The 23210-nt window shown below is 68.3% G+C and carries 20 protein-coding genes; 10 read left to right on the forward strand and 10 right to left on the reverse strand.

Annotated features, from left to right (window positions below; translation table 11 throughout):
- The first annotated feature begins 76 nt into the window (after positions 1 to 76).
- Positions 77 to 871 carry a DUF5753 domain-containing protein gene (locus IG04_RS0102295; protein WP_030474818.1) on the forward strand — a complete coding sequence of 265 codons (795 nt, stop codon included), beginning with the start codon at positions 77 to 79 and terminating at the stop codon, positions 869 to 871.
- A gap of 265 nt (positions 872 to 1136) precedes the next feature.
- Here IG04_RS0102295 and IG04_RS0102300 read toward each other — a convergent pair whose 3' ends face one another.
- The 5 genes from IG04_RS0102300 to IG04_RS0102320 all read right to left on the reverse strand — a co-directional run bounded on the left by IG04_RS0102300 (position 1137) and on the right by IG04_RS0102320 (position 7294).
- Positions 1137 to 2447, reverse strand: coding sequence for a cellulase family glycosylhydrolase (locus IG04_RS0102300; protein WP_245815833.1), 1311 nt, complete (start codon positions 2445 to 2447; stop codon positions 1137 to 1139).
- A gap of 207 nt (positions 2448 to 2654) precedes the next feature.
- The gene (locus IG04_RS0102305; RefSeq protein WP_051768711.1) at positions 2655 to 3707 is read right to left on the reverse strand and encodes a glycoside hydrolase family 43 protein; all 1053 of its coding nucleotides are present in this window, start codon (positions 3705 to 3707) and stop codon (positions 2655 to 2657) included.
- A gap of 70 nt (positions 3708 to 3777) precedes the next feature.
- The gene (locus IG04_RS0102310; protein WP_030474821.1) at positions 3778 to 5418 is read right to left on the reverse strand and encodes an extracellular solute-binding protein; all 1641 of its coding nucleotides are present in this window, start codon (positions 5416 to 5418) and stop codon (positions 3778 to 3780) included.
- Positions 5419 to 5447: 29 nt separating this feature from the next.
- Entirely contained in the window at positions 5448 to 6326 is an 879-nt protein-coding gene (locus IG04_RS0102315) for a carbohydrate ABC transporter permease (RefSeq protein ID WP_030474822.1), read from the reverse strand.
- Complete coding sequence (locus IG04_RS0102320) at positions 6323 to 7294, reverse strand: ABC transporter permease (protein ID WP_211257647.1); 972 nt, start codon at positions 7292 to 7294, stop codon at positions 6323 to 6325. Before IG04_RS0102320 ends, IG04_RS0102315 begins: the two co-directional genes overlap by 4 nt.
- Before the next feature lie 170 nt (positions 7295 to 7464).
- Here IG04_RS0102320 and IG04_RS0102325 point away from each other — a divergent pair, with 170 nt between their 5' ends.
- From IG04_RS0102325 to IG04_RS44885, 7 genes are all read left to right on the forward strand, one after another.
- Positions 7465 to 8472, forward strand: coding sequence for a hydroxyacid dehydrogenase (locus tag IG04_RS0102325; RefSeq protein WP_211257648.1), 1008 nt, complete (start codon positions 7465 to 7467; stop codon positions 8470 to 8472).
- A gap of 125 nt (positions 8473 to 8597) precedes the next feature.
- The gene (locus IG04_RS0102330; RefSeq protein ID WP_030474825.1) at positions 8598 to 9632 is read left to right on the forward strand and encodes a LacI family DNA-binding transcriptional regulator; all 1035 of its coding nucleotides are present in this window, start codon (positions 8598 to 8600) and stop codon (positions 9630 to 9632) included.
- A gap of 222 nt (positions 9633 to 9854) precedes the next feature.
- Positions 9855 to 11165, forward strand: coding sequence for a poly(ethylene terephthalate) hydrolase family protein (locus IG04_RS0102335; RefSeq protein WP_084400763.1), 1311 nt, complete (start codon positions 9855 to 9857; stop codon positions 11163 to 11165).
- A gap of 6 nt (positions 11166 to 11171) precedes the next feature.
- The gene (locus IG04_RS46200; RefSeq protein WP_157512850.1) at positions 11172 to 11321 is read left to right on the forward strand and encodes a hypothetical protein; all 150 of its coding nucleotides are present in this window, start codon (positions 11172 to 11174) and stop codon (positions 11319 to 11321) included.
- A gap of 70 nt (positions 11322 to 11391) precedes the next feature.
- A complete protein-coding gene (locus IG04_RS0102345) occupies positions 11392 to 12432 on the forward strand; it encodes a rhamnogalacturonan acetylesterase (RefSeq protein ID WP_030474827.1) in 1041 nt (346 codons plus the stop codon).
- 95 nt (positions 12433 to 12527) lie between these two features.
- Entirely contained in the window at positions 12528 to 13412 is an 885-nt protein-coding gene (locus tag IG04_RS0102350; protein WP_245815834.1) for an alpha/beta hydrolase family protein, read from the forward strand.
- A gap of 90 nt (positions 13413 to 13502) precedes the next feature.
- Positions 13503 to 15014 (forward strand): RICIN domain-containing protein, encoded by a 1512-nt coding sequence (locus IG04_RS44885; protein ID WP_084400764.1) that lies wholly within the window; start codon positions 13503 to 13505, stop codon positions 15012 to 15014.
- Between the two features lie 125 nt (positions 15015 to 15139).
- Here IG04_RS44885 and IG04_RS0102360 read toward each other — a convergent pair whose 3' ends face one another.
- Both IG04_RS0102360 and IG04_RS0102370 read right to left on the reverse strand, forming a co-directional pair.
- A complete protein-coding gene (locus IG04_RS0102360; RefSeq protein ID WP_051768815.1) occupies positions 15140 to 16006 on the reverse strand; it encodes a GNAT family N-acetyltransferase in 867 nt (288 codons plus the stop codon).
- A gap of 222 nt (positions 16007 to 16228) precedes the next feature.
- Entirely contained in the window at positions 16229 to 17080 is an 852-nt protein-coding gene (locus IG04_RS0102370; protein WP_030474831.1) for a glycoside hydrolase family 16 protein, read from the reverse strand.
- 312 nt (positions 17081 to 17392) lie between these two features.
- Here IG04_RS0102370 and IG04_RS43665 point away from each other — a divergent pair, with 312 nt between their 5' ends.
- The gene (locus IG04_RS43665) at positions 17393 to 18712 is read left to right on the forward strand and encodes a helix-turn-helix domain-containing protein (RefSeq protein WP_051768715.1); all 1320 of its coding nucleotides are present in this window, start codon (positions 17393 to 17395) and stop codon (positions 18710 to 18712) included.
- A gap of 125 nt (positions 18713 to 18837) precedes the next feature.
- Here the strand turns inward: IG04_RS43665 and IG04_RS0102380 are convergent, their stop codons facing one another.
- Both IG04_RS0102380 and IG04_RS0102385 read right to left on the reverse strand, forming a co-directional pair.
- A complete protein-coding gene (locus tag IG04_RS0102380; protein WP_030474833.1) occupies positions 18838 to 19719 on the reverse strand; it encodes a hypothetical protein in 882 nt (293 codons plus the stop codon).
- 54 nt (positions 19720 to 19773) lie between these two features.
- Positions 19774 to 20211, reverse strand: coding sequence for a peptidase inhibitor family I36 protein (locus tag IG04_RS0102385; protein WP_030474834.1), 438 nt, complete (start codon positions 20209 to 20211; stop codon positions 19774 to 19776).
- A gap of 142 nt (positions 20212 to 20353) precedes the next feature.
- Between IG04_RS0102385 and IG04_RS0102390 the strand changes: the two genes are divergently transcribed.
- Entirely contained in the window at positions 20354 to 22834 is a 2481-nt protein-coding gene (locus tag IG04_RS0102390; RefSeq protein ID WP_030474835.1) for a tetratricopeptide repeat protein, read from the forward strand.
- 36 nt (positions 22835 to 22870) lie between these two features.
- Here IG04_RS0102390 and IG04_RS46205 read toward each other — a convergent pair whose 3' ends face one another.
- Positions 22871 to 23008, reverse strand: a complete 138-nt coding sequence (locus IG04_RS46205) for a hypothetical protein (protein ID WP_157512852.1) — start codon at positions 23006 to 23008, stop codon at positions 22871 to 22873.
- Positions 23009 to 23210 lie beyond the last annotated feature (202 nt).

The raw sequence follows: 23210 nt of genomic DNA on the forward strand, positions 1-23210 counted from the left end.
GCCTAAAGACTTCAGATCCAACCTGCAGAACCGCGCGGTTGGTCGTGCGCTTGCCATGTGGCGCAATGAAAGCGACTTGAGCCTGTTGGAGGTCGGGGAACGTGTGGACTGGTCGTCGGCCAAGACGTCGATGATGCAGAACGCGCTGGTCCCGATCATCGACGTTGACGTTGTCGCACTTGCCCTGGTGTACCGGGTCAGCGGCGAGCGGCGGAAGCCTGCCGTTCTGGGGGCACAGCGCGCACGCGATCCGCTGAGGTTCGATCTGCTGACCGGTGCGGCTTCGTCCTGCGTCGGGTGGACGTACGCCGAAGTGGAGGCGGAAGCGAGCTACGTGCAGGTGGTCGCGCTCGACGTGCTGCCACCGTTCGTCCGGTCACCTGAGTACGAGGCCGCGTTGCGCGGCGTCCAGGCGGACGCGGTGTCCGAGCAGGGCCACCGGCACTACGGCGACGCTCACCGCGACCGAGTGATGCGGCACCTCAGCACAGGGCCGTCGCTGCGGCTGGATCTCGTTGTGGGAGAGGCGGTGCTGCGGCGACCGGTCGGGGGCGCGCTGGTGATGGCTGATCAGTTGTTGCGGTTGGCCGCGCTCACCGAGCTTCCCGGCGTGCGGGTGCGGCTCGTGCCGGACGACGTGGGAGCGTTCGCGGGGATGACGTCGTTCACCCTGCTGTCGTTCCGCGAGGGCGAGTTCGAGGACGTGGTCTACCTCGACACCCTGCACGGCGGGACGTGGCTGGAAGCTGAGCGCGAGCGGCGGCCGTACGCGGAAACGTTCGAGCGGCTCGTCACCGTGGCGCTCCCCACCGAGCGCACCATCAGCCGGTTGATCGAGGCTGCGCAGTTGCTGAAGGACAACGCGGACTGACCCATCGCGCGATTCCGTGACTCTTCCGCAACCACCGTTGCATAACCTCTCAAGGCAGGTCCACTGCCGGACCTCGGCACCGGGCGCGGTGCCGAGGTTGTAGTCGTCCAGGCACAGGTTGCTGTGCTGGTCTTCCCGAACCGGTCTGACTCTGAAAAGCACCGGCCTCGTGCCTTGCGAACGATCTGTCGTCCGGGACGGGGAAGACCACCTCGCGCTCACCGAGCCGGCGTTCGTGACCTGATAGCGGTACCGGCAGGGGATGTCAGGCAGCGGCAGCTCCGACCTCGATGTAGTCGATGTTGGGTAGTCCGGCTGCCGTGGTCGGGGCGATCCGGATGGTGTTGCTGCCGGCGTTGAGCGACACCGGCACGGACTTGGCCGACCATGCCGACCATGAGCCGGTGGACTCGAACGACACGGTGGCCACTGTGGTCCCGTTGACGATCACGTTCGCCGGTCGCGTATCCGAGCCGTTGGCGAACCGGACGCTCACCGTCGCCGTACCCGCCTCCGCCGGGGTCACCGTGAACTGCGCTGCCGCCCCGACGGCGTTGTTGCCGTTGCAGAACCCGCTGCCCGAATAGCCCGCGTGATTCGTATCAATCGTGCCGTCACACACCGCGGGAGCGGACTCCGCCTCGTAACGCTGCCCCGGCTGCGGGCCGTCAGCGCCCCAGCCGTGCCTGAGCCGGTCAGCGCCAGTGGCGCTGCGGATGCTCACGCTCAGGTTGGTGCCGCTGCCGTGGAGCGCGAACATGGAATACCAGTCGTAGTTCTGTCCGGCGGTGATCTTGCCGCCGAGCGCGGGCCAGTAGACCGCGCCCATCTTGAGTGCCCGCAGGGAGTCGGTGTCCGCGCGGAGGTACCGGACGAAGTTGTTGGAGCTGTTCGCGTTGTTGTAGTTCAGGCCGGTGTCCATCGGAGCGCCGAACTCGGTCAGGACCGAACGCGAGGCGCAGTTACCCAGTCGCTGCCGGAAACTCTGGACCCAGCCGTTGTAGTCCATCTCGCCGTAGAAGAAGGCGTAGTGGTGATAGGACAGGAGCGTTCCGTCGAGACGTGTGTCGGCACAGACCGGCCTGACGTCCTGGCTGTAACCCGTGCCACCCACCAGGATCCGGCCCTTCGGGATCGACGCGCGAGCGTTGATCCACGAGACGGCGAGGTCGATCCATTGGGAGGCGCTGTAGCCGTGGGGCTCGTTCATCGGCTCGAAGTAGACCAGGCTGTTGGAGCCGTACTGGGCGGTGACGGTGTTCCACATCGAGTTGAAGGCGTTCATGTTGGTGATCCGGCCGCCGGACGCGGCTCCGTCCTCCCAGTAGGCGAGGATGACCTTGAAGCCTTTGGCGGTCGCGGCGTCGATCGTGCCGCGGTAGGCGTTCCACCACGACGTACCGACGGTGTGGGTGTTGACCGGCAACCGGACGGTGTTGACGCCGAGTTGGTTCTTGAACCCGTTGTAGACGGCGTCCGCCTTGGCCCGGACGGTCGAGTAGCTGTCCGACTGGTTCAGCCCGTCGAGGACGAGCGGACCTGTGACGAAGTTGTCGCCACGCACGGCCCAGTTCACGCCTCGGAACTGGGATGTGTCCGCGCTGGCCGGTGATGCGCCGGTCAGTGCGACCACCGGCAGTAGAGCCAACGTGCTGAGAACGCTGACCAGAGTGCGGCGCAGGGAACGGGTGTGAGGTGCTGAGCGGCTGCGGGTACGTGTCGATGGCATCTGATTGACCAATCGGGTGCAGGGATGGGTGTGGGCAGGTGCTTTGTCGCGGACTCAGCCGCCGGTCTCGCCTGAGGGAGGGGCGAGGACCTTGGAAGTGGGAACCGGGACGCCGAGGTTCGGGGTGCCGTCGGCGTTCCAGGAGATCTTCTGCACGCGCGTGGTCCGGGTCGTGCCGCAGCCCTGGGACGCCGAGGAGTTGGCGTGGTAGGCGATCCAGATCTCGGTGCCGTCGGGTGAGGTGAAGAACGAGTGGTGGCCGGGACCGTAGACGCCGTTGGCGTTGCTGCGCTGGAAGATCGGGGTCGGGAACTTCGTCCAGGACGACGCCACGAGCGGGTTGCCGCCGCGGTACTCCAGCATACCCAGCTTGTAGTCCGCAGTGCCGCAGTAGCTGGCGGAGTAGGTGAGGAACGTACGGCCGTTGCGCTGCAGGGCGAACGATCCCTCGTTGACCGGCTGGCCCTGCCGCTCCCACGCGAGCGTCGGCGCCGAGATGCGGGTGCCGTAGGCAGACACGGAGGTCGGACTGCTCATCGGTGCGATGTAGATCGACTGGAGCTTGTCGGCGTGGAACGCCGAGTAGTGGAAGTACAGGGCACCGTTGAGCTTGAGCACCGCGCCGTCGATCGCCCAGCCGTTGTTCGGCATCAGGTTGAGCACGCCCCCCATCGGGTCGTTCGCGGCACTCTCCAGCACGTGCGTGCGGCGCGATCCGTATCCGGGCCGCGGTGCCACCGAGTAGTAGATGTACCAGCGGTTGTTGATCTGCTCCAGGTGGGGAGCCCACATCGTGCAGCAGCCCGTGTTCTGGGTGGCGGTGAAGATCCGCCTCTCCGAGGCGCTGCGCAGGCCGGCGATGGTGGACGACCGGCGCATCAGGATGTTGGACGTCCACGTGGTGGCGACGTAGTAGTACTGGCCGTTGTACTGCACCAACGTCGGGTCGGCGCTGTTGGGCGCGGGCACGACGGGATTGGTGAACGACGGGCCGGGCGCGGCGTCCGCGCGGTCGTGGCCCGCCGCGATCATGGACAGGGCGACGATGAGCACGGCGACGAGCGACAGGGCTCGCCGGCCCGCACCGCGCCGGTGCACGAGCATCATGGGCACTCCTGGTGACGGGAACGGGTGGGGCGTTCCGGCACAGCCGCCAACAACCCCGAGGGCTCAGGCGTTACTTGGCGGCGGCGTGCTCCTTGGCCAGTTCCTCGGCCACCTTGTCGCCGCCGGCCTGCCGCCACTGGGTGACCGCGTCCTTCCAGGCGGACACCGGCTTGCGGCCGAACACGATGGCCCCGATCGCGTCGCCGACGGTCCGGGTCAGCTCGGCACCCTTGCTGGTGCGGGTCGCGGACCGCAGCCCCGCCTCCGGATCGGCCACGCTCCCCGGCAGCACCGCCTTCTCCCACTCGTGGACGGCCTTGGCCGCCTCCGGGTAGCCGGGCAGGTGCAGCACGGCCGGCGCGACCCCGAGGTACTTGATCGGCAGGTTGACGTTGTTCTCCACCTTGAACAAGTCGGTGGTCTTGATTCCGCCGGAGTCCTTGGTGAAGTGCGTGCCCTCCACGCCGTAGTTGACCAGCTCGTACTCGGAGGTGCCGAACGGGGCGCTGAGGTAGTTGGAGACGCGCAGCAGCAGCTTGATCCGGTCGGCACTGGCCTTCTTGAACGTGACGTAGCCGAAGATGCCGGTGCCCTGCCAGGGGGTCGCGTTCGGCCCGTACGGGCGGGCGAGGTCGAACTCGAACCGGCGGTTGATGCCGTCCATCGTCTCCCTCGCCACCGCGCCGAAACCGTCGGTGATCGACAGGACGGAACCGTTGTACCAGAAGGTCTTCAGATCGGTCGCGCTGAGCGTGAGACTGTCCGGCCGGTAGGCGCCCTTCTCGGCGAGCCGGCGCATCATGCCGATCGCCTCCTCGAACTGGGGCGTGGTGAGGGTGCTGACGAACTGGCCGTCGCGCAGTTCCCAGGCGTTCGGCGCACCGGGCGAGCCGGCGTGGTAGGCGATCGAGCCGAAGCCGCCGAAAAGGCTCTTGGAGCCGCCGATCCCCCACCGCCCGCCGCCCGACTGCCCGGTCATCGCGGCGACGAACTCCTCCGTGCGCCACTCCCGCGCTACACCGGCCTGCTGGAACGCCGTGCGGTTGACGTAGAGGCTGTTGCCCGGCTTCGGACGCTCCAGCGGCACGCCGTAGATCCGGCCGCCGACGCGGCCCATGCCCTCCCAGGCGTACGTGGGGATGTTGGCCAGACTGGGGTACTCCTTGACCACGTCCCCGCCGACCAGGTCGGACAGGTCGGCGCACCGGCTCTGGACGAACTCGTGGGAGCGGGGCAGCTGGAGGTTGCTGAACATGATGATGTCGGGCAGGTCGTCGCCGGAGGCCATCAGCGTGGCCATCTTCTGGCCGTACTCGGCGTCCGGGACGACCACGACCTTCAGGTTGACGTTCAGCGCCTTGTTGATCGCCTGCCAGAACTGGTTGCTCTCCAACGGTTTGGGCGGAGCGCCGTAGGTGACGACCACCGCGGTCACGTCCGAACCGTCACCCGGTGCTTCCGGCACCGACCGGACCAGATTCTGCGGGTAGTTCAGGTACAGCGGTTGCACGCCCGACTTGTCGCCGGGCGCATCGGGCGCCGGGCCGGAGAACGGCACGTATGTGGGCCACGGCACCACATTCTTGCCGGCGTTGCCGACGTTGCCGGTGGATCCGCTGCCGCAGCCGGCGAGCGCGGGTCCGGCCACGGTGGCGAGCGCACCGGCGCCGGCGAACTTCAGCAACGACCGTCGGCGGAGGTGAGAAGACATGCGTGGCTCCTTCCTCGTTGAAGGGTGGATCAGGCCTTGACGGCGCCGGTGAGCACGCCTTTGACGAAATAGCGTTGGAGCAACGGGTAGATGCACACGATGGGCGCGACGGCCAGGACCACCACCGCCATCTGGGTCGACTGCGGAGCGGAGGTGACCGTCGAGTCACCGCTGAGGTCGGCTCCCCCGGTGACGTACTGGCGCAGCACCGTGCCGATCGGCCACTTCGTCTGGTCGTTGAAGTAGATGATGGCTTCGAAGAAGCGGTTCCAGTAGGCGACCGCGTAGAACAGGCTCACCACCGCCAGCACCGCCTTGGACAACGGCAACACGATCCGCCACAGCATGGTCAGTTCGCCGGCGCCGTCGATGCGGGCGGCCTCCAGCAGTTCGGCCGGGATGGACTGGAAGAAGCCCCGCAGCACGATCAGGTTGAAGACGTTGATCAGGAACGGCAGGACCAGCGCGGCGTAGGAGTCGAACAGGCCGGTGGTGCGCACCACCAGGAACAGCGGGATCATCCCCGGCGGGAACAGGAACGTGAACAGGATCAGCAGCAACATCGGCCGGCCACCGTAGACGTGGGGCCGTGACAGCGCGTACGCGAGGCCCACCGTGCAGACCAGGCTGAGCGCCGTGCCGATCACCGTGACGCCGCCACTGACCAGCAGCGCCCACGTCACGACTCCGCCGTCCAGTATCTCCGTGTACGCGCCGAGCGTGAACCGCTCCGGCCACACCACCCAGCCACCGTTGGCGATCACGTCCTGCGGTGAGGCGAGGCTCGTCGCCACGACGGTCCACAACGGGAACAACACGAGCAGCACGATGACGATGAGCGCCACCGCCTTCGCGAGCCGCAGCCCCGGCCCTGGTTTGCCCTGCCACGCCGGATATGTCGCCCTCAACGCCGGTACACCCCCTGTTCACCGAGCCGATGCGCGACCCTGTTCGCCGTGTACACCAGCGCGACGCCGATGAGCCCCTTGAACAGCCCGGCGGCGGCCGCGTAGCCGAACTCGCCGTTGGCGAAGCCGGTGAAGTACACGAAGGTGTCCAGCACCTCGCCCGCCTCCGGCCCGACCGCCTGCCGTTGCAGGAAGAACTGCTCGAAGCCGACCTCGAGGAACTCGCCCAGCCGGAGTATCAGCAGCAGCACGATCACCGGGCGGATGCCCGGCAGCGTCACGTGCCAGAGCCTGCGCCACCAGCCGGCGCCGTCCAGTGCCGCCGCCTCGTACTGCTGATCGTCCACTTGGGACAGCGCGGCCAGGAAGATGATCGTGGCCCAGCCGCATTCCTTCCAGATCAGCTGCGCGACCACCAGCGGCTTGTACGCGTCCGGGTTGCCGATGACCTGGATCGCCCCGAGACCGAACTCGCCCATCCAGCCGTTGACCACTCCGGCACCGCCGAGCATGTGCTGGAACAGCGCCACGACGATCACCCACGACAGGAAGTGCGGCAGGTAGACCACGCTCTGCACGAACCGTTTGACGGTCGTGCCGACCAGGCTGTGCAGCAGCAACGCCAGGGCGAGCGGAGCCGGGAAGAAGAACACCAGTTGGAGGCCGGCGATGACGATCGTGTTCGCGACCGCGTTCCAGAACCGCGGATCGCCGAGCATCTGCTCGAAGTTGACCAGTCCGGCCCACGCGCTGTCCGCGAGACCCAGGAACGGCACGTAGTCGACGAAGGCCAGCACGTTCCCGAACAGCGCGCCGTAGTGGAAGACCAGGAAGTAGAGGACGCCTGGCGCCATCACGGCCAGCAGCACCCGGTCCCGGCGGATCCGCCTGCGGTGTCCCCGTTCCTGGGCGTGTGACGCCTGCCGGCGCACTTCGCGGGATGGCCGTCTGGTCTCGACCGCACTCACCTTCGGTGCCCCCCGTCGTGACGATCGCCCTCGACCGAAACCCAGCGACCACGAAGATAAAACGGTTACATCCTCAGGTCAACCATGGATGCCGTACCCTTTGACAACTAGGGCCCGCGCCATGGTAAAACGTTTTAACTCAGCCATGCCTCACGGAGGGGGATCCATCCGTGCCGGAACGTCCCGTAGCGGTGCTCGCCATGCAGCCATGGGCGCTGCCGGACCTGTTCCCCGCGGACCTGCTGGAACAGCTGCGAACCCTGGTGCGACTGGAACCGGGTCCAGCCCTCACGTCCTTCGGAACGGAGGAAGCCGTGTCCGTGCTGCGCGAGGCGGACGTGCTGGTGACCGGCTGGGGCTGCCCGCGCATCGACAGCGCCGTGCTCGCCACCGCGCCGCGGCTGCGCGCCGTGATCCACTCGGCCGGTTCTGTCAAAGGACATGTCGACCCCGCGGTCTTCGCTCACGGCGTCACGGTCTCGTCGGCCGCACAGGCGAACGCCGTGCCGGTAGCCGAATACACGGTGGCCGCCATCGTCTTCGCGGCGAAACGAGTGTTCGCCCGAGCCAACTGGTACGCACACGACCGCACGGCGGGTGATTGGCGTTCCGGTGCCGGCACCGGGCTTTTCGACCGCACGATCGGGATCATCGGCGCCTCCCGGACAGGTCGGCTCGTGCTGGATCGGCTGCGTCCGCACAACGTCCGGCTGCTCCTCGCCGATCCCTTCGTCACCGCCCGGGAAGCCCGCGCACTCGGCGCGGAACTGGTCGGCACGGACGAGCTGTGCCGCCGCAGCGAACTGGTCTCCGTGCACGCGCCGGCACTGCCGGAGACCCGCCACCTGCTCGACGCCCGGCGACTCGCCCTGCTCCAGGACGGCGCGACGCTCATCAACACCGCCCGCGGATCCCTGGTGGACACCGTCGCCCTCACCCACCACTGCGCGACCGGGCGCATCGACGCCGTGCTCGACGTGACCGATCCCAACCCGCTGCCGCCCGATCACCCGCTTCTGCGGCTGCCGAACGTGCTCGTCACCCCGCACCTGGCCGGTTCACAGGGACGCGAACTGCGGCGCCTGGGCGAGTTCACCGTGGCCGAGCTCGCGCGCTTCGCCGGAGGGGAGCCGCTGCACGGCACCATCTGTTCCAGCGACCTGCACCGGATCGCCTGACAGACCTCATTGCTGTCCATCATTCCCCTGATCGCGTTGTTCCCTGGGTTGCAGCGCTGCTGGCGCGTCGACCCGCTGACAGGGGCCGTAAAGTCGTGACCACCGGTCACAGCGGATGAGGACAGATGACGGACACCGCGCCACAACGACGAATGAAGCGGCCGCCGACGATTCTCGACGTCGCCGCGCACGCCGGCGTGTCGCGTGGCACCGTCTCCCGAGTTCTGCAGGGCGGGCACAACGTCAGTCCGGCCTCGCAGGAGGCGGTCCACGCCGCGATCCGCAAGCTGGGTTACGTGGTGAACCGGGCGGCCCGCAGTCTGGTGACCCAGCGCGCGGGTTCGGTGGCGTTCCTCCTGTCAGAGCCACAGGAGCGGTTCTTCGAGGACCCCAACTTCACCACTCTGCTGCGCGGCTGCACCACCGCACTGGCAGAGCACGACCTGCCGCTCATCCTGATCACCGCGGGCACCGAGGCCGAACGCCGCCGCATCGCCCCGTTCCTGTCGGCGCACCACGTCGACGGCGTGCTGCTGGTCTCCTCGCACCGCGGCAACCCGATGATCGGCCACCTCCGGCAGGCCAACCTGCCGTTCGTGTGCTGCGGCAAGCCGCTCGGTGAGCGTGACGCGGTGTCCTACGTGGCGGCCAACGACCGTGAGGGCGCCAGGGCCATGGTGCGCTACCTGCTCGAGTCCGGCCGCAAGCGCGTCGCGACCATCGCCGGCCCTCGGGACACGCCAGGAGGACTGGAACGGCTCGACGGCTACCGCGAAATGCTCGCCGAGCACGGCATCGCCCACGACAAGCGGCTGGTGGCCGTCGGAGACTACAGCCGGGCCAGCGGTGAGGCCTGCATGGAGCAACTGCTGACCAGTGCACCGGACATCGACGCGGTCTTCGTGGCGTCGGACCTGATGGCCGACGGCGCGCTGGCGGCGATCGAGCGGGCGGGCCTGCGCGTGCCCGATGACATCGCTGTCGGCGGCTTCGACGACTCACCGGTCGCAACCGCTGCCCGTCCCCCGCTGACCACCATCCGGCAGCCGTGGAATCGCATCAGCGAGATGATGGTGCGCCAGCTGCTCGCCCAGATCGACGGCGAAGGGCCGGCCACGGTGATCCTGCCGACCGAGCTCGTCGTCCGTGAATCCGCCTGATTCAACCGGTGTGGTCGAATGCGCCGTCGAATTTCGTCGAGACTGTGCACGTTCACAGGATTCCATTGCGACGGCCTTGAAATGATCACATACATACGGTTCTATCAGAGCTAATCGTGCATTCCACGGGGACCGTGCACGTTCACAGCTCGTCGCACAGATCCCACATCGGCCCCGTTCCGACTTCTCTTCACCGCCCTGTCGAAGAAGAGGTACTTCAGCATGTCCCAAATCCAGCTGTCCTCACCGGAGCCATCCGTCCAGCGAGGAAGTGGCCACGTCAGCGGGCCGCTGCGAGGAGCAGTGATCGCGTGCGCGGTCGCTCTCGGCCTCCTCGCGTCCACTGTGGCCGTGGGATCGGCGTCTGCCGCCGACAATCCTCACCAGCGCGGGCCGAATCCCACCCAGGCGAGCATCTCGGCGAACCGCGGCACCTTCGCCACCGCGGAGACGAGCGTGGGCAGTGGGAACGGCTTTGGTGCAGCGAAGATCTACTATCCCACCGACACCAGCCAGGGCACGTTCGGCGCCATCGCGGTCTCGCCCGGCTACACCGCCACCTGGGCCGCCGAAGGCGCCTGGATGGGACATTGGCTGGCCTCGTTCGGTTTCGTCGTCATCGGCATCGACACCATCAACCGCAACGACTTCGACGTCGCACGGGGTACCCAGCTGCTGGCGGCGCTGGACTACCTGACCCAGCGCAGCTCGGTGCGCACCAGGGTCGATCCCCACCGCCTCGCGGTGATGGGCCACTCGATGGGCGGTGGCGGAACCATCTCGGCTGCCCTGCGCCGGCCGACGCTGAAGGCAGCCATCGGCCTGGCCCCGTACAGCCCTTCGCAGACCACGACGGGCATGCAGGTTCCCACCATGCTGCTGGCAGGGCAGAACGACGGGACGAGCACCCCGGCGAGCATCATCACCCTCCACAACAACATCCCGGCCTCGACCGAGAAGGCGTACCTCGAGCTCACCGGCGCCGGGCACGGCTTCCCGACCTCGAGCAACTCCGTGGTGACGCGCAAGGTCATCCCCTGGATGAAGATCTTCATCGACCAGGACACGCGCTACACGCAGTTCCTGTGCCCGCTGCAGGACTGGACCGGTATCAGGTCGTACCGCAACAGCTGTCCGCTCCTGCCGAACGACCCCGGCACCACCTTCAGCCTGGCGGGCTCCGCCTCCGGCAAGTGCGTCGACGTACCGGGCCGGGTCCGGACCAACGGCACCGGGCTGATCATCTGGACCTGCAACGGCGCGGCCAACCAGCACTGGACCCGGACGGCAGCGGGCGAGCTGTGGATCTACGGCAACTCGAAGTGCATGGACGCTTCCGGGCAGGGCGCTCGGGTGACGATCAACTCGTGCAACGGCGGCTCCGGTCAGAAGTGGACGGTCGGCACCAACGGCACGGTGACGAACGCGGCGTCCGCAGGGTGCCTCGACACCGGCGGCACCGCCGACAACGCGCCGGTCATCGTCAACACCTGCAACGGCGGCTCCGGTCAGATCTGGATCAAACGATCATGAGAAACCATGGAAGCCAACGGCTACTACTGGCTCAACAAGTCCGGGCAGCGACAGGACCTGTTCACCATTCTCAAGAGCTACGCCATCACCGCGATCAGCGTGCGCACCTCTTCTGGGAACCAGCCCGCTACCCGCCGTTCACCGGCTACGACATGACCGCCTGGACCAGCAACCGCCGTCCCACCCCTGCCATGGACGGCTTCCTCAACGTGTGACTGGAGAGTCGATGTCCCTCAAGCGTCTCGCGCTCCTCACGGCCGCGCTGAACGTGGCCGTGCTGGCCCCTGTCCCCGCCGTGGCGGGAACCGTGGCGGTACCGCCACAGTGTTCCGGCACCGCGCCGATCAAGTGCAGTTTCAACGTCGCACCGGGCAACTACGACGTCACCGTGGAACTGGGCAGCACCACCAAGGCCGCCAACACCTCCATGTCGGTGGAGGCACGCAGGCAGGTCCTGAACGCCGTTTCCACCACCGCGGGCCAGGTCGTCCGCACCAAGACCACGGTCAACGTCCGCAGCCCCGAAGGCCAGCCCACCGGCCAGGGCGGCACCGGCACCCCGGGCCTGCAGATCACGTTCAGCGGCAGCGCACCCGCGATCGGCTCGCTGACCGTCACTCCGGCTCAGGCTCCCCTCGCGGTCTACCTCGCCGGTGACTCGACAACCTGCGACCAGTTCTACGTGCCCTACGCCGGCTGGGGCCAGTTCCTGCCGGCGAGGGTTCGCGAAGGTGCCGTGATCGCGAACTACGGCGACTCCGGGGAGAGCTCCGGCAGCTTCCTGTCCAACCGCGCGCTGTTCCCGACGATGAAGCCGCTGATCAAGAGCAAGGACCTGGTGTTCATCCAGTTCGGTCACAACGACAAGCAGACCACCGCGACGGCCTTCCGCGACAACCTCACCCGGTTGGTCAACGGTGTGCGCGAGCGCGGCGGCGTTCCGGTGCTGGTGACACCACCGGTGCGCAGGCAGTTCAGCGGCAGCAAGCTCACCGGGACCGCGTTGCACATCAACGGCAGGGGCGTGGACCTGCCTGCCGTGATGCGGGCGCTCGGCCGCAGCGCCAACGTGCCGGTCATCGACCTGACCGCCAAGAGCAAGGCCCTCGTCGAGTCGATGGGGCCGTCGGCATCCCAGGCGCTGTACCTCACCAAGGAAACCGGCGACAACACCCACTTCTCCGAGCGCGGCGGCGCGGAGATGGCGAATCTCGTCGTGCAGGGCGTCCGGGAGCTGAACCTGCCGCTGACCGGCTACCTGCGCTGAACCAGGCGCGTCCGACTCACCTGTTGGACGGCCACCCAAGTCCCTCGCCGCCAGCTCCGCACACCTCACCACCCCTGCAAGGAGTCATCGTGTCGATGCAACGACGTTCTTTCCTGAGGCTGAGCTCGGTCGCCGCCGCGACCGTGGGTAGCGCGACCCTGCTCGGTACCGGCCTGGCCAGTGCCGCCCCCGCCTGGTCTCTGGGAACCGCGCCGACCACGCCGTTCGCCGTCGGTGTGCGCCAGTACAGCTGGACGCGCGGCAGCCGCCGGATCACCACCTACGTCTACTACCCGGCCACCGGCACCGCCGGCGGCAACCCGGTGACGAACGCCCCTGCCGCCACCGGTGTCTTCCCCGTCTACAACTTCACCCACGGCTTCGGCAGCAGCCCGCAGAACTCCCTGTTCATCATCCGGGCACTGGCCTCGGCGGGCTTCGTCGTCCCCGCCCCGCACTTCAACCACAACTTCAACGACGTCAACAACGGCAACACCTCCAAGGACGTCTCGCAGGTCCTCACCAACACCCTCGCGCTCAACGCGAGCGGTCCGCTGGCGGGGCGCATCAACACCGGTATCGGCGTCGGCGTCTCCGGCCACTCCCTCGGCGGCATGGTCACCCACGGCCTGCTGACCCGCTGGGCAGACAGCCGGATCATCTCGGCCAACCCGCAGTCCTGTGTGGACATGGGCAACCCCGCCGCCTCGGTCTCCGCGAAGGTCCTGTTCGTCCACGGCGACCGGGACTCGACCACCGGGTACTCCTCGGCGCGGCAGGCGTACACGGAGATGAGGTGGCCCAAGGCGTTCCTCACCTTCGTCGGCGGCAGCCACACCAGCTTCTGGAGCGACCAGCGCTTTCCCAGGACCGTCGTCGACTGGGCCCGCTGGACCATGTACGGCGACACCGCCGCACGGGACCGCCTCCCGGCCGACGCGGCCGGGCCCAGGACCAGGTGGGAAGCCCAGTTGGGGTGACACGCTGACACGAGACCTGCCGGGGCACCGCTCGGGTGGTGCCCCGGCATGGCGCCGACAACCCATCGCAACCCACATTGGACGGGCCCGATGACGCAGTCTTTGCACGAAAACGCCTCACCGCGACGTCGGCACAGACGCCGCACCGCACTCGTCCTCGTCGGTGCGCTGATCGCGAGCGGCGCCGTGGGACTGCCGGCACAGGCTGCGGTGATCGACCCGGCGGCCTACTACCAGATCGTGTCGCGACACAGCGGCAAGGCCGTCGCCATCGCAGGCCAGTCGAGCGCCGACGGTGCCGTCGTCGAGCAGCGAACCCGCGCCGACGTGGCCGGCCAGCAGTTCCAGTTCGTCGACGCCGGCAGCGGCCACCACAAGCTCCGCGCCCGCCACAGCGGCAAGGTGGTGGACGTCGCCTCGGCGTCCACCGCGAACGGCGCGAACGTCGTCCAGTGGACCGACAACGGTGGCACCAACCAGCAGTTCCGGGTCACCGACACCGACAGCGGATACGTGAAGCTCATCAACCGCAACAGTGGCAAGGCACTCGACGTGCGGGACCAGTCCACTGCGGACGGAGCGAGGCTTTCCCAGTACACCGACACCGGTGCCGTCAACCAGCAGTGGCAGCTCGTCCGGGTCGGTGCGGCGCCGGCACCGAAGTACGCCGGCTACCTGTTCAGCTACTTCACCGGCGAGGGGTCCTCCACCGGTGAACAGGTCTACTTCGCACTCAGCCAGGGAAACGACCCGACGCGATGGCGGCAGCTCAACAGCGGACGACCGGTGCTGACCTCGGCCATCGGAACCCGCGGCGTGCGCGACCCGTTCATCATCCGCTCACCGCAGGGCGGCAAGTTCTACCAGATCGCCACCGACCTGCGGATGTACGGCAACGGCAACTGGGACCAGGTGCAGCGGACCGGCAGCAAGTCCCTTGTGGTCTGGGAGTCGACCGACCTGGTGAACTGGAGCGTGCCGCGACTGGCACGGGTCTCACCGGACACCGCCGGCAACACATGGGCCCCTGAGGCGTACTACGACGAAACCCTCGGTCAGTTCGTCGTGTTCTGGGCCTCGAAGCTCTACTCCCCCAACGATCCGAACCACACCGGTAACACCTACAACCGGATGATGTACGCGACAACGCCCGACTTCCGGACCTTCAGCGCCGCACAGGTCTGGGTCGACAAGGGGTACTCGACGATCGACTCGACCCTCGCCAAGCACAACGGCACCTACTACCGCTTCACGAAGGACGAGCGGGGGACGTCACAGTCTCCATGCGGCAAGTTCGTCCTGGCGGAGAAGTCGGCGACGATCCTCAACCGCGACTACTCGTTCGTCACCGACTGCATCGGCAACAACGCGATCAGGCAGGGCGAGGGACCGCTGGTCTTCAAGTCGAACACCGAAGAGCGCTGGTACATGTTCATCGACGAGTACGGCGGCCGGGGATACGTCCCGTTCACGACCACCGACCTCAACACCCGGCAGTGGACGCCCCTCTCCGGCTACACCATGCCCGGCCGCCCACGCCACGGCACCGTCCTGCCGGTCACCCAGGCCGAGTACGACCGGCTGCTGCAGCGCTGGGCCTGAGCCGCCCTGTGGTGGTGCCGCGCCGTCGGCCAGGCGGCGCGGCCCACCGAGTCCCGCGTGCGAGCGGACCTGCGCCCAGCCAGGGTCAACGGCGCGGTCTGTCCGATACCGCCGCCTGATCATTCTCAGGCGGCTCGGCTGACGTCCAGCCGTTCGGACGACGGCACGTATCCGGCTGCCCTGTAGGCGGCGACGGCGGCAGCGTTCGAGGTCGGGGTACTGACGAGTGCGCTTGATGCACCCAGTTCACGCAGCGCCGCCGCAGCGGCGACGCTGATCGCCGTCCCGTAGCCGCGGCCGCGATGGTCGGCGTGCACGCCCACCGGCTCCAGCAGGCCGGGCTTGCCGGGCCCGGCCGACCAGACCGTCGCCGCGGCCACCGCGTTGTCCTGGTCGTCGTAACCGATCAGGCAGCGGGCGTCGGCATAGACCGGCCCGGCCGCGAGGACGTGCCAGATCTCCTCGGTGAACGCCGGGCTGCCGAACGCCGAGCGATGCACTGCGGTCCGCACCCCCGCCGTCTCCGGACCGGCTACCTCGATCCGCAGGCCGGAGGCCTTCACCGGCTCGGCGAGGTCGCGGCGCAGCGGCGTCCACGGCTCGTCCAGACTCCAGCCCGCCTCCAGGAGGACCTCGCGGAGCAGGGCGCCGTTGGGGATTTCGAGGCCGACCTTCCCGGGCGGCAGGACCCCGCGCTCCGGATCATCGAGGTCCGCCAGCAGCTGGCGCGCCAGATCACCGTCCTGTCGCAGATCCGGCGCGGTCGTCAGGCGCAGCACATCAGGGTCGTCCAGGTATCCGACGGCAATGATCCGTCCGTCCACGCTCCAGGTGCGGACGGCCGCGGCCAGCCTCTCCGCGCCCAGCGCCCAGGCCCAACCGAGGTCTCCCGGATGGAGTTGCAGCGGCGTGCGGTCGTCCTGCCATACGCGGAGGGCATCCACGACCCCGGTCAGCCCATCGACTCCGGGCTCGTTCAGAACGGTCGTCATGTCCCGCATCTCACACTGTCGCGGCGACCGGCCACACCTGGTTTTACCCAGACAGTCAGATCGACAGGACACGCCCTGGTCGCTCGGCATTCCGCACCTGCGTGAGGATCTGCTTGTCGCCGGGGCCGATCGCCGCGCACCGTTGACGGCAGAACGCGTACATCGTCTTGCCCTTCAGCCGTCCGTTCGGCGCGTTCGCCGGTGCGATGAAGCGGAAGTTGTCTACCTGCGGTAGGCGCGGAAGTAGTCCACGACGAACTCCTTCGGCCTGGGGTCGTTGGGATCCACGGATCCTGTCCACCCCGCGTTCTCGTAGATGCCCAGCAGGAACCCCGACGCGTAGGTCGGCGAGGCGTTGACCGTCCTCGTCAGCCGATTGTCGACGTACAGCTTGATCTGGGTGGGGGTCCACTCGAGGGCGTAGATGTGCATCCCGCCCGCGAGATCGAATCCCACCGGGACCGACTGGGTCACCTGCGGGATGTTCGGATCCGACCACTTGAACAAGTTGAAGTTGAAGTTCCGGGGAGTTCGTCCTGGGTGTTCCATGACGTCGATCTCGGCGCTCTGGGCCGGCGTGTCCTGTTTGCCCACCGTCCAGAACGCGGCGTGCAGCCCGCTTCGCGCGGAGGTCCTCCCCCTGATCTCGAAGTAGCCGTACTTGGGCGCGTACTTCCAGATCGTCGGGATCGTGTGGTCCTGCGGAGAGGACTTGTGCAGTCCGGTCCGTTGTCCTGTCTGGATGCTGGAGACCTTCATCCGGTCACCGTTGGCGTAGTAGGTCGGCTGGTCGTCGTCGATCCGCAGTACGAGCGCGTTGTTGCGGAATCCGTACCGCGCCCGCGACCGCCACTCCGGTGTGCGGGACTCGAGGTAGTTGGTGATCCACAGGTTGCGGTCGAGGCCGCCGTTGAACTCGTCGTGCCGGTCGAGAACCCAGCCCGGCTTCTGCAGCGGGTTCGGTGGCATGTCGGCAGCCCTGGCCGGCGGAGCAGCACCGGCCAGGGCAGCGGCCAACAGTGGCCAGATCGCAGCTGACCTGGTGAAGCGTCGGACCGAACTGGCGTTCTTCATCGCTTCCGTCTCCTCACAGCACGCCGCGGGGCGAAGATCACTGTAGGAGCGGCAAGAGGCGCGGAGACGCGTGCCGGACGCTGCTGTCAAATAGTGTCAAGCGGACGGGCTCACGAGCGGGGCGACGGCGTTCATGCGATCGAAAGAATCGAGGAATGGTCGAAATTCGATTCGAAGAATGTTGTCGAATTCCAATCCGCCGCCCAACCTGCTGACAACGCCACCAGAGCCGCCGTAGCGTTCACGGCGGCGGACGCGACCACAATCGCCTTCCGCGTCGGCGCCCGGACAAGGCACGGGGGGTGGCGGGCGATGACGCACGAGAAACCAGGCCGAAACGAGTTCGGGCAGGAACTGCGCCGCCTGCGTGAGCGGGCGGGTCTCACCCAGATCCAGTTGGCCGCGTCCCTCGACTATCACCACACCTACGTCTCCAAGATCGAGAGAGGCGCCCGGTTACCGCGGATCGCGTTCGCCGCCAAGGCCGACGACCTGCTGGCAGCGGGCGGCACCCTGTTCGCCGTGGCGACGAAGATCCGCTCCCGGCTGTGCTCCGGCCCGTCCACCGGGGAAGGCTCCATCCCCCTGCCGCGAGCACCGCGTGGTGTTGACCAGCCGCGGCTCCCGCTCACCCGGTACGTGCGGTTGCCGGCGTTCGGAGTCACCTGCCCTTCGCATGGCATCGACGGTTGCGAGGCGTTGGTGCCCGGCCGCCTCGCGGAGGTGCCTGGTGTGGACGGGCTCGCCGTGGGCAGCGAGACGCTGCACGGATTCGCCGCGCTGCTGACGACCTACATCGACGCCGACGTCAGCGAGGTCGCCGGTGACCTCGCTGTTCCTGTCGAACGGGCGTTGCACACACTCATGACCCTGGTTCCGATGGCGCGGGGCGTCCAGGCGGACGGCCTGCTGCAACTCGCCGCCAGGTATGCCGACCTGGCCGGATGGCTCCGGGTGAAGCGAGGGCAACACGGAATCGCCATGTCGTGGCTGCACCGCAGCGTCGAGTGGGCGCTGGCGTCCGGCGGCGCCGGGACGGCCTGTGAGGCGCTGAGCGACATGGGCGTGCTCGCCATGATCGAAGGCGACGCGGCGACCGCGCTCGACTACAGCCGCGCCGCAGCCGCGGTGGACCGCAACCGCCGATGGACGGGCGTGCAGGCCCAGCTGAACCAGGCTCGTGCGCACGCCGTTCTCGGCGACCATCGGGAGTTCACCAGGCTGTCGGGGTCCGCACAACGAGCCGCCGGCAAACTGGACGGCCGCGACCACGTCGAGGCGCCGTGGCTGACCGGCACAGCGGGCGCGGCCTACATCGCCTCGCACCTGGCCGGCGGCCTGCGCGACCTGGCAGAGGTCACCGGGCGGTCGGTGATCGCCGACCGCGCGGTGACGTACGCGGAGACATCGCTGGCGAACGTACCCGCCAGGATGCACGGCAGCAGGCTCATGCTGACCCTGCGCCTGGCCGACAGCCAGGCATGCCGCGGCGACCTCGACGCAGCCGTGGAGCTGGCACGGCCGGTGATGGCGGCGGTGACCACGGCTACGGCCACCCCCATCCGCCACGAGCTCCGCAGGCTCCGCACTCGACTGGGCGACCGATTCACCGAACTGCTCGACGGTCGTTGACGAGGAGGGAAGCCACGACACCAACGTGACGCCGTCGCGCGCCTCGAGCTGGCGTCACCAACCGATGGTCCCGCAACCCCGCCCGCGGAATTCGCGGACGGGGATCTTCGTTAATGCCTTCTCGCTCATCCGGTCGCGAGCACTTTGGCCGCGTTGTCGCGGCGGACCTGCATCCCGCGGTCGAGCGCGTCGAACTGCGCCGCTCGCTCCGTGATGGCCCGGCGCTGGTACGCGGTCTCGACCGCGAGCCAGGTGTCGACGAGCTTGGTGCGCTGACGGCAGGTCACGTCGGTCTTGGCGGTGTCGATCTCTACCTGCAGCGGCGTTTCCGAATCCCAGCGGATGTCGTTGTTGGCCGCCCACACGTCGGTGTAGTTGTAGCCGGAGTCGGCCATGCACTTCCGCCAGTTCGCCATCGCCTGCCGCACTCGGTCGTCTCGTTGCGCCTGCTCGAACATCTCCTGGTCGAGGCGGATGAGTTCTTCGGCCGGGATCGCCGCGGGCACCCCTCGTTCCAGCTCGCGGCGCGCCTGGCCCAGGCAGCCGCCCTCGGGGATGCGTTTGCCGCCGATGGACGTCGTGCCCTTGCCGGTGTAGATCATCATCGCTTCCGGCGTGGCCTCTGGCCGGTCTTCCGGCTGCGGTGGTGCGCTTTCCGCCGGGTGGTAGCCCGACTTGGACACCTGGTCGTGGTCGACGAGGCCGTACCGGGAGGAACCGGTGCTCGCGGGCACCGGTGGCGGGTCGGGCGGCGCCCAGCTCTGGCCGAAGTCGTTCAGGCACTGCCTGGCCAGCACGGCGGTGGCGCGGTCGATCGTGGTCAGGTCGGCCGGCGAGTGCTGGTAGTGGTCGAGCGGCAGGGCGATGTCCCTGGCGGAGTGCACTGGCCGCACTTCGCCGACCGCCGGCGGCGCGGCGGCGACCTGGTTCCGGTCGACCAGCGTGATCGTGCCGGCCGCCGCGACCACGGCGGCGGTGATCAGCCAGATCGCGTGTACTCGTTTCACAGTTCCCCCTGGGCGATGCGGCGGCCCCGCCGGTGACGGGGCCGCCGCTGCTGATCAGCCGTAGATGGTGCCCGTGCAGTTGGTCGGGTTGAACTTGTGCGAGTTCATCCGGTCGTTGGCATCGCCGCCGATGGACAGCCGGATGGTCTGGAAGTTGGGCACGCTGCCGTTCGGGCGGATCCGGAAGCACGGGCCCGCATGCCCCGAGTTGTAGTACACGGCGATGTACGAGTTCGGGTCCCTGTTCTGCATGGAGCTGACGTTGAGCTGCGAGCCGTCGCCGCGGTACAGCGCGACGCTCGAGCCGTTGTAGGTGATCTGGCCCCAGTTCGTCCTGCTGCTGAAGTCCTCGCGCTTGAGACCCGTGTAGTTCGACGCGGAGTACATACAGGCGTAGTCGGCACGGCAGGCCGCGCTCGCGGCACCTTCGGCCGCGACGAGCGAGACCCCGGCCACCCCCACGGCGGCGAGCACGGATGCGATCTTCTTCATTGTGTTGCCGTTCCCCTCTTCGTGTGGAGAGGCGGCGGGCGCCCCTCCGGCGAGACCGACGATGCCGAGCCGGCCGTGCCAGAAGGCCGAATCCGACCGAATCCGAACGCCGCGTGCCGCTGCGCCGCTAGCGTGACGGCTCATGTGCCCCGCACCCGCTCCGCTGCCAGACCCCGGGCAGGCTGTGACCCTCGACGACCTGGTGGAGCGGTTGCGGTTGTTGAAGGTATGGGCGGATGCGCCCTCCTACGAGCGGATCACCACGGGCATCAACGCCGAGTGGGCGCGCGAAGGTCGTCCGGAAGCCGAGATGGCGCGCAAGACGACGGTGGTCGACTGCTTCCGGTCCGGGCGCAAACGCCTCAACACCGACCTGGTGATCGCGATCGTGCGGGCACTGCACCCCGACCAGGGCTACGTCGCCCAGTGGCGGCAGGCGTTGCGGGCGGTGGCCGGCGAGATCGTCATGGCCGCTCAGGTGCGGGTCCACGACGAACTGCCCGGCGGGGAACAGGATTTCGTCGGCAGGGAGACCGAGCTGGCGCGGCTGTGCGAGGCGGCGGCGGGCGGGTCGGTCGTGATCTCCGCCCTCGAAGGCATGGCCGGGGTGGGGAAGACCCAGCTGGCGCTCCGTGCGGCGACCCGGCTCGCCAGTGCGCATCCGCGCGTGCTGTTCGTGGACCTGCGGGGATTCGACCCGAAACAGCCGCCGGCGGCTCCGAGCGCGGTGCTGGACGGGTTTCTGAGGCTGCTCGGCATGCCTGGCACCGAGGTTCCCCACGACCTGCCCTCGCTGGTCGGCGCCTACCGCGAACGGGCCGCGGGTGTGCTCGTGGTGCTGGACAACGCCGCCGACGAGGAGCAGGTGCGGCATCTGCTGCCCGGTGCGCCGGGCAGCGTCGCGATCATCACGAGCCGGCGCAGCCTGACGGGCCTGCCCGCCATCACCCACCTCGAGCTGGACGTGTTCACCGCCGCCGAAGCGGTCGCGTTCCTGGAGCGCGCGGCCGGTGACCTTTCCCTGGGCAACGACCCGAAGGCGTTGTCCCGCATCGCCGAACGGTGCGGTTTCCTGCCGCTTGCGCTCAACCTCATCGTCGGGCACATCCGCGCGGTGGAGGGCTGGACGCTCACCGACCACGCGGACCGCCTCGACGACCGGCATCAGCGGCAACGGCTCGACGACGGTGTCCAGCTCGCGCTGGACGCCTCGTACCAGCGGCTGCCGGAGGACCGGCGCCGAGTCCTGCGCCTGGTCGCGCTGCATCCGACCGGCGAGTTCGACTCCTACGGTGCGGCCGCGCTGACGGGCCAGGACCTGGACGACACCCGCGTCCACCTGGAAGGCCTGCGCCGCGACCATCTCCTCCAGTGCGCGTCAGGGCGGTACTCCTTCCACGACCTGGTGCGCGAGTACGCGGCCGAGCGGGCGTCCGACGAGGACCCGCCCTCGGCGCGGCAGGCCGCCCGCGGCAGCCTGGCCGGTTACCTGCTGGCCACCGCCTCGCTGGCCATGGACGTCCGCTACCCCTCGGACACCCGCCGCCGTCCGCGGGTGGAGGCCGCCAAGACCGCCACGCCCGAGCTCACCGACCCGGACGCCGCCCTGACGTGGCTGGAAGCGGAACACCCGGCGCTGGTCACGTCCGTCGAGGTCGGTGAACCGCTGCACGCGGTACAGCTGTCGCTGACGGTGTTCCGGCACCTCAACCGCGACCGCTGGAGCACCGCGCTGACGGTGAGCACCTGGGCTCTCGCCGCCGCGCGCTCGCTCGGTGACCCGGTCCTGATCGCCAGAACGCTCCACGACGTGACCGCTGCCTTGCTCGAACTGGGCAGGCCGGAAGACGCCCTCCACGTCCTGGAGGAAGCCGCGGAACTGCTGCGCACCACCGACGACCGCGACGGCGCGATCCGCACGCTGGTCCTCCTCGGGGTCACCGACACCAGGCTCAGCCGGTTCCGCGAGGCCGCCGACCACTACTACCAGGCCCTGGAGCTGAACAAGGCCACGGGCGACCAGGCCGTGGAGGCCCACATCCTGGTCAACCTCGGCGCGGTGGAAGAACGGCTGGGTCTCAACTCGTCGGCCGCGCGACACCTGGAACGGGCCCAGCGCCTGTACGCGGACATGGGCGACGTGGACGGTGAGGCCTGGGCGATCGACGGCCTGGCCTCGGTGGAGATCGAACTTGGCCGCTACGACTCGGCGCTCGAGCACTTCACCAGGACCCTGAACATCTACCGGCAACGCGGCAACGTCGATGCCGAGGCGTGGTGCGTGCAGGGTTTCGGCCTGCTCTTTTCGCGGTGGGGTCAGCGCGATCGGGCGGAGCGGGAGTACACCCGAGCGCTGGCGATGTTCCGGGAACTGGGCGATCGAACCGGCGAGCTGTACGTGCTCAACGGGCTGGGAGAGGCCACCGGCGACGTCGCCCTGCTCACCGAGGCCCTGACCCTGGCCACCGAGCTCGGCTCCGTCGACCAGCAGGCACGAGCCCACGCGGGCCTCGGTCACGCGCTCGGCTCGCGTGAGCACTACGAGCAGGCGGTGGAGCTGTACACGCAGCTGGGTGCGCCCGAAGCGGAGCCGCTCCGGGCATTGCTGGCCACAGCGCTGTAGGTGTGGGCGCGGATCCGGGGCAGGTGGGTGGCGAGCTCACTCCCAGGGGTTGCTGCCGGCCACCGTGGTGGGGGTCGTGCCGGCGACGGCGTGGGCGGTCGTGGCGCCGAGGGTGGTCAGGGCCGCGAAGGCGAGGGCGACGGCGACGATTCCGGCGATGACGGTGCTGACCATTTGGGACTCTCCTCGGTAATTTTCTCCGGCGATGAGACAAACGTTATGAGGCTCGATAATCGCGGAGCTATCACGCGGTTTATCCCAGCGCTATCACGGTGAAAATGGCGGCATTAAACAGGCTCTGAGCTGGGAAGATGCCGGATTGTCACGGTGTTTTGCGATCGGGATATAGGCGGGGATGCCAGCGTGATAGCGGGGC

Origin of the sequence: Lentzea albidocapillata (assembly GCF_000719115.1) — a bacterium.
Classification (GTDB): Bacteria; Actinomycetota; Actinomycetes; order Mycobacteriales; family Pseudonocardiaceae; genus Lentzea; species Lentzea albidocapillata.

What these genes read in the sequence shown, in the direction of transcription:
- IG04_RS0102305 (WP_051768711.1), bottom strand. Translation starts at nt 3,707, where the DNA reads ATGATGCTCGTGCACCGGCGCGGTGCGGGCCGGCGAGCCCTGTCGCTC.
- IG04_RS0102310 (WP_030474821.1), bottom strand. Translation starts at nt 5,418, where the DNA reads ATGTCTTCTCACCTCCGCCGACGGTCGTTGCTGAAGTTCGCCGGCGCC.
- IG04_RS0102330 (WP_030474825.1), top strand. Translation starts at nt 8,598, where the DNA reads ATGACGGACACCGCGCCACAACGACGAATGAAGCGGCCGCCGACGATT.
- IG04_RS0102335 (WP_084400763.1), top strand. Translation starts at nt 9,855, where the DNA reads ATGTCCCAAATCCAGCTGTCCTCACCGGAGCCATCCGTCCAGCGAGGA.
- IG04_RS46200 (WP_157512850.1), top strand. Translation starts at nt 11,172, where the DNA reads ATGGAAGCCAACGGCTACTACTGGCTCAACAAGTCCGGGCAGCGACAG.
- IG04_RS0102345 (WP_030474827.1), top strand. Translation starts at nt 11,392, where the DNA reads ATGTCCCTCAAGCGTCTCGCGCTCCTCACGGCCGCGCTGAACGTGGCC.
- IG04_RS0102350 (WP_245815834.1), top strand. Translation starts at nt 12,528, where the DNA reads ATGCAACGACGTTCTTTCCTGAGGCTGAGCTCGGTCGCCGCCGCGACC.
- IG04_RS44885 (WP_084400764.1), top strand. Translation starts at nt 13,503, where the DNA reads ATGACGCAGTCTTTGCACGAAAACGCCTCACCGCGACGTCGGCACAGA.
- IG04_RS0102360 (WP_051768815.1), bottom strand. Translation starts at nt 16,006, where the DNA reads ATGACGACCGTTCTGAACGAGCCCGGAGTCGATGGGCTGACCGGGGTC.
- IG04_RS0102370 (WP_030474831.1), bottom strand. Translation starts at nt 17,080, where the DNA reads ATGAAGAACGCCAGTTCGGTCCGACGCTTCACCAGGTCAGCTGCGATC.
- IG04_RS43665 (WP_051768715.1), top strand. Translation starts at nt 17,393, where the DNA reads ATGACGCACGAGAAACCAGGCCGAAACGAGTTCGGGCAGGAACTGCGC.
- IG04_RS0102385 (WP_030474834.1), bottom strand. Translation starts at nt 20,211, where the DNA reads ATGAAGAAGATCGCATCCGTGCTCGCCGCCGTGGGGGTGGCCGGGGTC.
- IG04_RS0102390 (WP_030474835.1), top strand. Translation starts at nt 20,354, where the DNA reads ATGTGCCCCGCACCCGCTCCGCTGCCAGACCCCGGGCAGGCTGTGACC.
- IG04_RS46205 (WP_157512852.1), bottom strand. Translation starts at nt 23,008, where the DNA reads ATGGTCAGCACCGTCATCGCCGGAATCGTCGCCGTCGCCCTCGCCTTC.